10 protein-coding genes are annotated in these 12,889 nt (G+C 60.6%); all 10 read left to right on the top strand.

The features are described from left to right. Positions 1-145 precede the first annotated feature (145 nt). Positions 146-589 carry an RNA polymerase-binding protein DksA gene (gene dksA / locus ACW9HX_RS08325; RefSeq protein ID WP_085712147.1) on the top strand — a complete coding sequence of 148 codons (444 nt, stop codon included), beginning with the start codon at positions 146-148 and terminating at the stop codon, positions 587-589. 83 nt (positions 590-672) lie between these two features. Then, positions 673-1,569 (top strand): tRNA glutamyl-Q(34) synthetase GluQRS, encoded by an 897-nt coding sequence (gene gluQRS / locus ACW9HX_RS08330; RefSeq protein WP_457380218.1) that lies wholly within the window; start codon positions 673-675, stop codon positions 1,567-1,569. A gap of 77 nt (positions 1,570-1,646) precedes the next feature. Beyond that, on the top strand, positions 1,647-1,823 hold the full coding sequence (locus ACW9HX_RS08335; protein ID WP_003176118.1) for a hypothetical protein: 177 nt from the start codon (positions 1,647-1,649) through the stop codon (positions 1,821-1,823). Continuing rightward, entirely contained in the window at positions 1,807-4,761 is a 2,955-nt protein-coding gene (locus ACW9HX_RS08340) for a sensor histidine kinase (protein ID WP_457380219.1), read from the top strand. Before ACW9HX_RS08335 ends, ACW9HX_RS08340 begins: the two co-directional genes overlap by 17 nt. 22 nt (positions 4,762-4,783) lie before the next feature. Then, the gene (locus ACW9HX_RS08345; protein WP_096820907.1) at positions 4,784-6,220 is read left to right on the top strand and encodes a sigma-54-dependent transcriptional regulator; all 1,437 of its coding nucleotides are present in this window, start codon (positions 4,784-4,786) and stop codon (positions 6,218-6,220) included. 735 nt (positions 6,221-6,955) lie between these two features. Further along, positions 6,956-8,356 (top strand): polynucleotide adenylyltransferase PcnB, encoded by a 1,401-nt coding sequence (locus ACW9HX_RS08350; RefSeq protein WP_457380220.1) that lies wholly within the window; start codon positions 6,956-6,958, stop codon positions 8,354-8,356. Between the two features lie 3 nt (positions 8,357-8,359). Continuing rightward, positions 8,360-8,845: a 2-amino-4-hydroxy-6-hydroxymethyldihydropteridine diphosphokinase gene (folK, locus tag ACW9HX_RS08355; protein WP_457380221.1), complete on the top strand. Its 486-nt coding sequence runs from the start codon at positions 8,360-8,362 to the stop codon at positions 8,843-8,845. 320 nt (positions 8,846-9,165) lie between these two features. Continuing rightward, a complete protein-coding gene (gene panB / locus ACW9HX_RS08360) occupies positions 9,166-9,966 on the top strand; it encodes a 3-methyl-2-oxobutanoate hydroxymethyltransferase (RefSeq protein WP_457380222.1) in 801 nt (266 codons plus the stop codon). Then, entirely contained in the window at positions 9,963-10,823 is an 861-nt protein-coding gene (gene panC / locus ACW9HX_RS08365; protein WP_457380223.1) for a pantoate--beta-alanine ligase, read from the top strand. Before panB ends, panC begins: the two co-directional genes overlap by 4 nt. Before the next feature lie 357 nt (positions 10,824-11,180). Then, positions 11,181-12,845: a glucose-6-phosphate isomerase gene (pgi, locus tag ACW9HX_RS08370; RefSeq protein WP_457380224.1), complete on the top strand. Its 1,665-nt coding sequence runs from the start codon at positions 11,181-11,183 to the stop codon at positions 12,843-12,845. Positions 12,846-12,889 lie beyond the last annotated feature (44 nt).

Here is a 12,889-nt window from a genome sequence, read left to right on the forward strand (position 1 = left end):
ACCTCCGGCCGCGGGCTCGACATCCGGGAGTAGCGCGGGCCGAATTGATCTGGTAAGTTCGCCCGCTTGCAGCCGCAGGGCCGGCAGGTGTCGGTGATGGAGCAATCCTGCGCAATGGATTACAAGAGTAGAGGCGGTCCATTTCATGCCCACCCAAGCAAAGCAACAGCAGCAACAGGCGATCAGCGGTTTCGAACCTTACGTTCCGGCCGAAGGCGAAGAGTACATGGGCAAGCCCATGCGCGCGCACTTCACCAAGATCCTGACCAAGTGGAAACTGGACTTGATGCAGGAAGTCGACCGCACTGTTGATCACATGAAAGACGAAGCAGCCAACTTCCCTGATCCGGCCGACCGTGCCAGCCAGGAAGAAGAATTCGCCCTTGAGCTGCGTGCCCGCGACCGCGAGCGCAAACTGATCAAGAAGATCGACAAGACGCTGCAGTTGATCGAAGACGAAGAGTACGGCTGGTGTGATTCCTGCGGTATCGAGATCGGCGTCAAGCGCCTCGAAGCCCGCCCGACTGCCGACATGTGCGTCGACTGCAAGAACCTTGCGGAAATCAAGGAAAAGCAGGTCGGCAAGTAATCCCGACCTGAACGAGAAACGGAGCGTGCGAACGCTCCGTTTTTGTTTCTGCTGTTTTTTGACTCTCTAGTAGCATCGCTCTCATGACTGCCAACACCTCCCCCGCCTACATCGGCCGCTTCGCTCCGACACCCAGTGGACACCTGCACTTCGGTTCGCTGGTGGCAGCGCTCGCCTCTTATCTGGACGCCCGCTCGGTGGGCGGCCGCTGGCTGGTGCGCATGGAAGATCTCGATCCGCCTCGGGAAGAGCCGGGGGCGCAAGCAGCAATACTCAAGGCGCTGGAAAGCTACGGTTTCGAATGGGACGGTGAAATGGTGCGCCAGAGTGATCGTCACGAGGCCTACGCCCAGGTGCTCGACAGCCTGTTCAATCACGGCCTCGCCTACGCTTGCACCTGCTCGCGCAAACAACTGGAGCCTTATCACGGCATTTATCCGGGACTGTGCCGCAATGCCGGCCATGGCCAGGAAGACGCCGCGATCCGCCTGCGGGTGCCGGAGCTGGAATATCACTTCATCGACCGTGTGCAGGGCGAATACCGCCAGCATCTGGGCCGCGACGTCGGTGATTTCGTAATCCGCCGCCGCGACGGCCTCTACGCCTATCAACTGGCGGTGGTGCTGGACGACGCCTGGCAGGGCATCACCGACATCGTGCGCGGCGCCGACCTGCTCGACTCGACACCGCGCCAGCTCTATCTGCAAGAACTGCTGGGCCTGCGCCAACCGCGTTATCTGCACCTGCCATTGATTACCCAACCGGACGGCAACAAGCTCGGCAAGTCCTACCGCTCGCCACCGCTGGAAGCCGATCAGGCTACCCCGCTGTTGCTCCGCGCCTTGCGAGCACTGGGACAAAATCCCGGTGCAGAACTGGCCCACGCCTCACCGCAAGAACTGTTGAATTGGGGCAGCGCCCACTGGGATGCCTCGAAAATCCCGCGCACACTGACCCTGCCCGAAGCGCAACTGCTGTGACGACACTTGCAGTGGCGCGCCCATCCGTTACCATCGCCGCACGTTTTCGGGCACGCGCATAAAAAAGAGAGGCCGGGATGTACATCTATCGCTTGGTCCTGCTTCTGGTCGTGGGGATCTACCTGTTTTCTCCCGCCATCATGGATTGGTGGATCGACGCCACGGGCGCCTGGTATCGCCCGTATCTGCTCTGGCTGATCCTGATCGTCGTGACCTTCATCCTGCAGAGCCAAAAAGATGCCGATGAGCTTTAGCCTGACCCAGATGCTGCTGATCAGCGCCGCCTACCTGGCCGCGCTGTTCGGAGTGGCCTGGATCAGTGAACGGGGCATGATCCCGCGGGCGATCATTCGCCACCCGCTGACCTACACCCTGTCGCTGGGGGTCTACGCCAGTGCGTGGGCGTTCTATGGCACGGTCGGTCTGGCTTATCAGTACGGCTACGGCTTTCTGTCCAGTTATCTCGGGGTGTCCGGCGCGTTTCTGCTGGCGCCGGTGCTGCTGTACCCGATCCTGAAGATCACCCGTACTTATCAACTGTCGTCGCTGGCGGACCTGTTCGCCTTCCGTTTTCGCAGCACCTGGGCCGGTGCGCTGACCACGATTTTCATGCTGATCGGCGTATTGCCGTTGCTGGCCCTGCAGATCCAGGCCGTGGCCGATTCCATTGGCATCCTCACCGGCGAACCGGTGCAGAGTCGCGTGGCTTTGGCGTTCTGTGCGCTGATCATTCTTTTCACAATCTTCTTCGGCTCTCGCCATATCGCCACCCGTGAAAAACACGAAGGACTGGTGTTCGCGATTGCCTTCGAATCGGTGATCAAACTGGCCGCTCTCGGCGGCGTCGGCCTCTACGCGCTATACGGTGTGTTCGACGGTCCGCAACAACTTGAAGTGTGGCTGCTGCAAAACCAGACCGCCCTTGCCGCCCTGCACACGCCGCTGCAGGAAGGTCCGTGGCGCACGTTGCTGCTGGTGTTTTTCGCCTCGGCGATCGTCATGCCGCACATGTATCACATGACCTTCACCGAAAACCTCAACCCGCGCTCGCTGGTCAGTGCGAGCTGGGGCCTGCCGCTGTTCCTGCTGCTGATGAGCCTGGCGGTGCCGTTGATTCTCTGGGCCGGTCTGAAACTCGGGGCCACCACCAACCCGGAATACTTCACCCTCGGCATCGGCATCGCCGCCAATAGCAAGTCGCTGGCGCTGCTAGCTTATGTCGGCGGTCTGTCGGCAGCCAGCGGCCTGATCATCGTCACCACGCTGGCGTTGTCGGGTATGGCCCTGAACCATCTGGTGCTGCCGCTCTACCAGCCACCGGCCGAAGGCAATATCTATCGCTGGCTGAAATGGACCCGCCGGGCGCTGATCGTCGCGATCATCATGGCCGGTTTCTGCTTCTACCTGATGCTCGGCGCGGAGCAGGACCTGGCCAACCTCGGCATCGTCGCGTTCGTGGCGACCCTGCAGTTCCTGCCCGGCGTGCTGTCGGTACTGTACTGGCCGACCGCCAACCGCCGGGGCTTCATCGCCGGCCTGCTGGCGGGGATTCTGGTGTGGGTGGTGACCATGCTGCTGCCGCTGGTCGGCAATCTGCAGGGTTTCTATATCCCGCTGCTGAACATGATCTACGTGCTCGACGACACCAGTTGGCACATGGCGGCCATCGCCTCGCTGGCGGCCAACGTCTTGATGTTCACTTTGATTTCTCTGTTCACCAATGCCAGCCCCGAAGAAGCCAGTGCCGCCGAAGCCTGCGCTGTGGATAACGTGCGCCGTCCGCAACGCCGCGAATTGCACGCCGCCTCCCCGCAGGAATTCGCCACACAGCTGGCCAAGCCGCTGGGCGCCAAAGCTGCGCAGAAAGAAGTCGAACAGGCCCTGCGCGACCTTTACCTGCCGTTCGACGAACGCCGCCCTTATGCCCTGCGCCGGCTGCGCGACCGGATCGAAGCCAACCTGTCCGGCCTGATGGGCCCGAGCGTCGCCCAGGACATGGTGGAAACCTTCCTGCCGTACAAGGCCGGCGGCGAAAACTACGTCACTGAAGATATCCACTTCATTGAGAGTCGCCTTGAGGATTACCACTCGCGACTGACCGGCCTGGCTGCCGAACTTGACGCCCTGCGCCGCTACCACCGCCAGACCCTGCAGGAACTGCCGATGGGCGTCTGTTCGCTGGCCAAGGATCAGGAGATCCTGATGTGGAACAAAGCCATGGAAGAGCTGACCGGGATTGCTGCGCAACGGGTCGTCGGATCGCGCTTGAGCACCATCGCCAATCCGTGGAAAGAATTGCTGCAAGGCTTCATCAATCTGCCTGACGAGCATCTGCACAAACAGCACCTGGCGCTTGATGGCCAGACCCGCTGGCTGAACCTGCACAAAGCGGCGATCGACGAGCCACTGGCACCGGGTAACAGCGGTCTGGTGCTGCTGGTGGAAGACTTGACCGAAACCCAGATGCTCGAAGACAAACTGGTGCACTCCGAGCGCCTGGCCAGCATTGGTCGACTCGCGGCCGGCGTGGCCCATGAAATCGGCAACCCGATCACCGGTATCGCCTGTCTGGCGCAGAACCTTCGGGAAGAACGCGAAGACGACGGCGAACTGACGGAAATCAGCGGCCAGATCCTCGAGCAGACCAAACGGGTGTCACGCATCGTCCAGTCGCTGATGAGCTTCGCCCATGCCGGCAGCCATCAGCACAGCGACGAGCCCGTCTGTCTGGCGGAAGTGGCTCAGGATGCCATCGGTCTGCTCGCCCTGAACCGACGCAATTTCGAAGTCCAGTTCTATAACCTGTGCGACCCCGATCACTGGGTCGAAGGCGACCCGCAGCGGCTCGCCCAGGTTCTGATCAATCTGCTCTCCAACGCCCGTGACGCCTCGCCTGCGGGCAGTGCGGTGCGGGTCAAGAGCGAAGCCGGCGAACACACGGTCGATCTGATCGTCGAGGACGAAGGCAGCGGTATTCCATCGAGCATCATGGACCGATTGTTCGAACCCTTCTTCACCACCAAGGATCCTGGCGAAGGCACCGGTCTGGGCCTTGCACTGGTCTATTCCATCGTTGAAGAGCATTATGGACAAATCACCATCGACAGCCCGGCTGATGTTCAGAGCCAGCGCGGCACCCGTATCCGGGTGACATTGCCGCGTCATGTCGAAGCGACGTCCGCTGTGAACTGAGACCGTCGAGAGTATCGAATCAATGCCGCACATTTTGATCGTCGAAGACGAAACCATTATCCGCTCCGCCTTGCGCCGCCTGCTGGAACGCAACCAGTACCAGGTCAGCGAAGCCGGTTCAGTGCAGGAAGCACAAGAACGCTTCAGTATTCCCACATTCGATCTGATCGTCAGCGACCTGCGCCTGCCGGGTGCTCCGGGCACCGAGCTGATCAAGCTCGGCCAGGGCACACCGGTGCTGATCATGACCAGCTACGCCAGCCTGCGCTCGGCGGTCGACTCGATGAAGATGGGCGCGGTGGACTACATCGCCAAGCCTTTCGACCACGACGAGATGCTTCAGGCCGTCGCACGGATCCTGCGTGATCGCCAGTCGGCACCTGCTGCCGGTGAAGTTGTTACCGGCAAAACTGCCAACGGTAACGGCAAATCTGCCGTCGACAACAGCAACGGCGAAATCGGCATCATCGGCTCCTGCCCTCCGATGCAGGACCTTTACGGCAAGATCCGCAAAGTCGCGCCGACCGATTCCAATGTCCTGATCCAGGGCGAATCCGGCACCGGTAAAGAACTGGTGGCCCGCGCCCTGCACAACCTGTCGAAACGCGCCAAGGCACCGATGATCTCGGTGAACTGCGCGGCCATTCCGGAAAGCCTGATCGAGTCCGAACTCTTCGGTCACGAGAAAGGCGCGTTCACCGGCGCCAGCGCAGGCCGCGCCGGTCTGGTGGAAGCAGCGGACGGCGGCACGCTGTTTCTCGACGAAATCGGCGAATTGCCTCTGGAAGCACAGGCCCGCCTGTTGCGCGTGTTGCAGGAAGGTGAAATTCGCCGTGTGGGCTCGGTCCAGTCGCAGAAGGTCGATGTCCGACTGATCGCCGCGACCCACCGCGACCTCAAGAGCCTGGCGAAAATCGGCCAGTTCCGTGAGGACTTGTATTACCGACTCCATGTGATCGCGTTGAAACTGCCGGCCCTGCGCGAGCGTGGTGCCGACGTCAACGAAATCGCCAATGCGTTCCTCGCTCGCCAGAGCGCACGCATCAATCGCACTGACCTGAAATTTGCCGCCGATGCCGAACAGGCGATCCGGCACTATTCCTGGCCGGGCAACGTGCGGGAGCTGGAAAACGCCGTCGAGCGCGCCGTGATTCTGAGCGAAAGCCCGGAAATTTCTGCCGACCTGCTGGGCATCGACATCGAGCTGGGTGACCTGGAGGACGACGAGTTCATCGGTCTGCCGGCGCAACCGGCCGGTAACGCCAGCAACAGCAGCCACGAGCCGACCGAAGATCTGTCACTGGAAGATTACTTCCAGCATTTCGTGCTCGAGCACCAGGACCACATGACCGAGACCGAACTGGCGCGCAAACTGGGCGTCAGCCGCAAATGCCTGTGGGAACGCCGCCAGCGTCTGGGCATTCCACGGCGCAAGACCGGGGTCGCCAGCGAGAGCTGAACGTTACCTGTCGAGTGTGCGGGTTACCGTTGAAGATGTGAAAAAACTGTTACCTCAGTCTTTTCACGTAACAGAAGCCGGGGTTATCGGTAACGAAACCCCGGCTTTTTTTCGCCCTGCGAAAACGGTTATATCGACCTAACCCCTTGTTTTATTGGGGTTCGCAAAAGTTGGCACGGCACCTGCTATATGTTTGGTACAAGAACAATAACAAGCAATGCACAAGACAATAAAAATAAGACGAATCGACTCACGCACAATAAAAACAAGACGGCGAGAGGCGCAGCTAACTGATTCTTTTGGAGAGGCGTTGTATTTGGGGCTTGCCCCACGACCAGGCCGAGAACAACAAAAAACTGTCTTAAGACAGAGCCTGTACTGGTTGGATCGTAAGATCACTGCAATTCAGCGACCAAAGCAATCCGTTTGCTCTTGGCTCCCGATTGGGAGGGTCATGAAGGAAAAGCTTCATGGCGAGGGCACTCAACAAAAACAAGAAGCCCGAATCAATAATAAAAAGAGCACGCAACTACTTCTTGGGGAGCTTCGGCTCCCCTTGTAGTTTCTCCCTTCCGGCAAATTCCCCCTTCCGACGCATCTTCTCCCCCTCTAGCCTGCGGCTTGCAGCGCAAAACGGCAGCGTCCTACACCATCCCTCGACTAAATGCTAGAATCCCGGCCCATCATGCGGTCATTCTCTGGTATGGCCGAACATTCCTTCAAACAGTGCATCCCATGCTGAAGAAGCTGTTCCAGTCATTCCGAACTCCCCTGCGTCGTACGCAACACATCCGTAGCACGCCTGAAGTCCTCAACAGCGGCCAACATTCGCTGCAGAAGGCGCAATTCAGCCGGTACGCGGTCAACATCGTCGAACGTCTGCAGGGCGCCGGCTACCAGGCCTACCTGGTTGGCGGTTGCGTGCGAGACATGCTGCTGGGCATCACGCCCAAAGACTTTGACGTCGCCACCAGCGCCACTCCCGAGCAGGTTCGCGCCGAATTCCGCAATGCGCGGATCATCGGCCGCCGCTTCAAGCTGGTGCACATCCATTTCGGTCGCGAAATCATCGAGGTCGCGACCTTCCGCGCCAATCACCCGCAAAACGAAGATGACGAAGACAGCAACCAGTCTTCGCGCAACGAGAGCGGGCGCATTCTGCGTGACAACGTTTACGGCACGCTGGAAGAAGACGCGCAACGCCGCGACTTCACCATCAACGCCCTGTATTACGATCCGGTCAGCGAGCGCATTCTCGATTACGCCAACGGCGTGCACGACATCCGCAACCACCTGATCCGCCTGATCGGCGACCCGAAGCAGCGCTACCAGGAAGATCCGGTGCGGATGCTGCGGGCCGTGCGTTTTGCCGCCAAGCTCAACTTCGGCATCGAAAAGCACACCGTCCAGCCGATCCGCGAACTGGCGCCGATGCTGCGCGAAATTCCGTCGGCCCGGTTGTTTGAAGAAGTGCTCAAATTGTTCCTTTCCGGGCACGGCGCGATCACGTTCGAGATGCTGGTCGACCTGCAACTGTTCTCGCCGTTGTTCCCGGCCAGTGCCGATGCGCTGGAATACAACCCGGAATACACCCACACACTGATCAGCGAAGCGCTGACCAACACCGATCTGCGGATCAAACAGAACAAGCCGGTGACCCCGGCGTTCCTGTTTGCGGCGTTGCTGTGGCCTGCTCTGCCGGCCCGCGTGTTGCGTCTGCAAGAACGTGGCATGCCGCCGATTCCGGCCATGCAGGAAGCCGCCCACGAGCTGATCGCCGAACAGTGCCAGCGCATTGCGATTCCAAAACGCTTCACCATGCCGATCCGCGAAATCTGGGACATGCAGGAACGCCTGCCACGCCGCAGCGGCAAACGCGCCGACCTGTTGCTGGACAATCCGCGCTTCCGCGCCGGCTACGACTTCCTGCTGCTGCGCGAAAGTGCCGGCGAGCAGACCGATGGCCTGGGCGAATGGTGGACCGATTATCAGGACGCCAACGACAGCGAGCGCCGCGACATGATCCGCGACCTCAGTGGCAAGGAAGACGGCGCCAGCGGTGCTCCGCGCAAGCGTCGCCGCAGCAGCGGTTCCAAGCGCAAGCGCGCCGGCGCACCGAGCGCCACGGGCGAATAAGGCATGGAACGGATCTACATCGGCATGGGCAGCAATCTGGCTGACCCCGCCGAACAACTGCGCAGCGCGGTCGACGCGCTGGGGCAATTGCCAAATAGCGCGCTGGTCAGCGTCTCAGCCTTTTACCAGAGTGACTCGTTGCTGCCGGGCCAACCGCGTTACACCAACGCGGTCGCGGCGCTCGACAGCGCGCTCTCCCCGCTGGATCTGCTCGATGCCTTGCAGGCGATCGAAAACGGTCAGGGCCGCGAACGCCTGGAGCGCTGGGGCCCGCGCACACTGGATCTGGACATCCTGTTGTTCGGTGATCGCCTGATCGACGAACCACGCCTCAAAGTCCCGCATTACCACATGCAGGAACGCGCATTCGTTCTTTATCCCCTGGCCGAACTGGCCCCCGAAGATCTGCGCCTGGCCGATGGCCGCACCCTGGCTGATCTTCTGAAAGCCTGCCCGTTCGTCGGCCTCGAACGCCTCTCCCACGCCTGACACAAACCGCTGATGCGGGAGCAAACCTGCTCCCGCATTTTGCTTTCTTGTAGGACAAAAAACCCGCAGATCAGGCCCGCCGGCCCGCTGAATCGCATCAGTAACGCCGGTAACACTCCCCTCGTAACAATGCGGTAACACATGCAATTGACTTCCTGAGGCCTCATCACGACTATAGGCGTCCCGCTGCCGCCAACCCGGCATACAAGGGCGCAATCCAGGCCTTATAAGCACGACAAAAGAGCGTGCGCCTGAATAGATGACGAATCACGCGCGTTACTCGCAGTAGTTTCCAAAGCGCCTGAACGAGGATTTCTTACATGCCAGCCATCACCCTGACCACGCTCCAGAGCCTCAAGCAGAAAGGTGAAAAGATCACCATGCTGACCTGCTATGACGCGACCTTCGCCCACGCCTGCAACGAGGCCGGTGTCGAAGTGCTGCTGGTGGGCGACTCCCTCGGCATGGTCCTGCAAGGTCACGACAGCACTCTGCCGGTGACCACTGCGGAAATGGCCTACCACGTCGCCTGCGTCAAGCGCGGCAACACCGACGCCCTGATCCTGGCTGACCTGCCTTTCATGGCCAACGCCACTCTTGAGCAAACCATGACCAACAGCGCCATGCTGATGCAGGCCGGCGCGCACATGGTAAAGGTCGAAGGCGCGCTGTGGCTGGCAGAGTCGATCCGCCTGCTGGCCGAACGCGGCGTACCGGTCTGCGCCCATATGGGCCTGACTCCGCAAGCCGTGAACATTCTCGGCGGCTATAAAGTGCAAGGTCGCAACGAAAACCAGGCGCGTCAGATGCGCGCCGACGCGATCTCTCTGGAGCAAGCCGGCGCGGCCATGTTGCTGCTGGAGTGCGTGCCGAGCGAACTGGCTGCGGAAATCAGCCAGGCCGTCAGTATCCCGGTGATCGGTATCGGCGCCGGCAGCAATACCGACGGCCAGGTCCTGGTACTGCACGACATGCTCGGCCTGTCGATCAGCGGCCGCGTACCGAAATTCGTGAAGAACTTCATGCAGGGTCAGGACAGCATCCAGTCCGCATTGAAGGCATACGTCAGCGAAGTCAAAGCCGCCACTTTCCCTGGGATCGAACACGGATTCTCTGCATGAACACCGTCAAAACCGTACGTGAATTGCGTGCCGCCGTAGCGCGCGCCCGCAGCGAAGGCAAGCGCATCGGCTTCGTGCCGACCATGGGCAACCTGCACAGCGGCCACATCGCGCTGATCACCAAGGCCAGGCAGCGAGTGGATTTCGTGGTCGCGAGTATTTTCGTCAACCCGCTGCAGTTCGGCGCCGGCGAAGACCTCGACAAATACCCGCGCACACTCGCAGCCGATCAGGAAAAGTTGCTGGAAGCCGGCTGCTCTTTGCTGTTCGCCCCGACCGTCGAAGAGATGTACCCCGACGGCATGGCCGGCCAGACCCGGGTCAGCGTTCCGCACTTGTCCGAAGGACTGTGCGGCGCCAGCCGTCCCGGGCACTTCGAAGGTGTGGCGACCGTGGTCAGCAAACTGTTCAACATGGTCCAGCCTGATCTGGCGATCTTCGGCCAGAAGGATTACCAGCAACTGGCGGTGATCCGTGCGCTGGTGCATGACCTGAACATGCCGATCCAGATCATCGGCGAGCCGACCGTACGCGCGGCCGACGGCCTCGCACTGTCCTCGCGCAACGGTTTCCTCAGCGAGGAACAACGCGCCGTGGCGCCCGTGGTCTATCGCGCCCTGAGCAGCATTGCCGAGTCGATCAAGCAGGGCGAGCGCGACTTCCCGGCATTGATCCAGGCTCAGCGGCAACAACTGGAAGCCGCCGGCCTGCGTCCGGATTACCTGGAAATCCGCCACGCCCTGACCCTGCGCCCGGCGACGGCGGAAGATCGTGACCTGGTGATTCTGGTGGCCGCGTTCCTCGGCACCACGCGTTTGATCGACAACCTGCACCTGAACCTCGATACCCCCGCCTGATCACCGCAAAATCAGAATGTGAGAGTGAGCCTGCTCGCTCTCACATTCGTGCCACCTCCTCTTCCAAACCGTATTGCTGACCACCAGACCATCGGGCAAACTGCCCGCCGTTCGATGCGCGCGATCAGCAGGGACTTGCTCGCATTACTCGCCGTCTGTCGGCCGTTTCTGTTATCGATGTTAAAAAAGTACAGGTAACAGGTCAGAAGAAGCCAAGACAGATCGCAGCGCTAGGTTTACTGTATTCGCCCTGCGCCAGTGTAATCGTGTCGACGCAGTTGCCCCCTCGCCCAAACATGGCGGGGAGGTCTTTTCAGTGTTCAAAAGGCCGTTCAAGTAAAAAGGAAAACCGCAGCGATGGCGTACTACCGCACTCCTCATGACGTTACCGCTCTGCCTGCCTGGCAAGCGTTGAAAGATCACCGCCAAGCCATGCAGGATTTCAGCATGCGCGAAGCCTTCAACGCCGATCCGCAGCGCTTCAATCAGTTCACCCTCAGCAGCTGCGGACTGTTTCTCGACTATTCGAAGAATCTGATCAACGCCGAGACCCGCAACCTGCTGGTGGGTCTGGCCAATGAAGTCGATCTCAAAGGCGCGATCAAGGCGCTGTTCGACGGCGAAATCGTCAACTCCTCCGAAGGCCGCCCGGCGCTGCACACCGCCCTGCGCCGCCCGGTGGGCGACAAGCTGTCGGTCAACGGCGTCAACGTGATGCCTGAAGTACACAAGGTGCTGAACCAGATCACCGATCTCGTGGGCCGTATCCACGACGGTCTGTGGCGTGGTTACACCGAGAAGCCGATCACTGACGTGGTGAACATCGGTATCGGTGGCTCGTTCCTCGGCCCTGAACTGGTCTCCGAAGCACTGCTGTCCTACGCCCAGAAAGGCGTGCGTTGCCACTACCTGGCAAACATCGACGGCAGCGAATTCCACGAGCTGACGCAAAAACTGCGCGCCGAGACCACGCTGTTCATCGTTTCGTCGAAGTCGTTCAACACCCTCGAAACCCTGAAAAACGCCCAAGCCGCACGTGCCTGGTACCTGGCTCAGGGCGGTTCGGAAGCCGAGCTGTATCGTCACTTCATCGCCGTGTCGAGCAACAACGCCGCGGCTGTGGCGTTTGGTATCCGCGAAGAAAACATCTTCCCGATGTGGGACTGGGTTGGCGGTCGTTACTCGCTGTGGTCGGCCATCGGTTTGCCGATTGCCCTGGCCATCGGCATGTCCAACTTCAAGGAACTGCTGTCCGGTGCCTACACCATGGACCAGCACTTCCAGACCGCGCCGTTCGAACAGAACATGCCGGTGCTGCTGGCCCTGCTCGGCGTGTGGTACGGCAACTTCTGGGGCGCGCAAAGCCACGCGATCCTGCCTTACGACCACTACCTGCGTAACATCACCAAACACTTGCAACAACTGGACATGGAATCCAACGGCAAGAGCGTGCGTCAGGACGGCACCTCGGTGTCGACCGATACCGGCCCGGTGATCTGGGGTGGCGTCGGCTGCAACGGTCAGCATGCTTACCACCAGTTGCTGCACCAGGGCACTCAACTGATCCCGGCCGACTTCATCGTGCCGATCGTCAGCTTCAACCCGGTGTCCGACCACCATCAGTGGCTGTACGCCAACTGCCTGTCGCAGAGCCAGGCACTGATGCTCGGCAAGACCCTGCCGGAAGCTGAAGCCGAACTGCGCGACAAGGGCATGAGCGAAGCCGAAGTGCACAAACTGGCACCACACAAGGTGATCCCGGGCAACCGTCCGAGCAACACCCTCGTGGTTGAACGCATCAGCCCGCGTCGTCTCGGCGCACTGGTGGCGATGTACGAACACAAAGTCTTCGTGCAAAGCGTGGTCTGGGGCATCAACGCCTTCGACCAGTGGGGCGTGGAACTGGGCAAGGAACTGGGCAAGGGCGTCTACAACCGTCTGGTCGGCAGCGAAGAAACCGCTGCCGAAGATGCTTCCACCCAGGGCCTGATCAACTACTTCCGCGGTCGTCACCGCGGCTGATCCGGTACTGAACACACCCCCTCGCCATGAGGGGGTGTTTGTTT

This window comes from Pseudomonas sp. SDO52101_S400 (genome assembly GCF_054071635.1).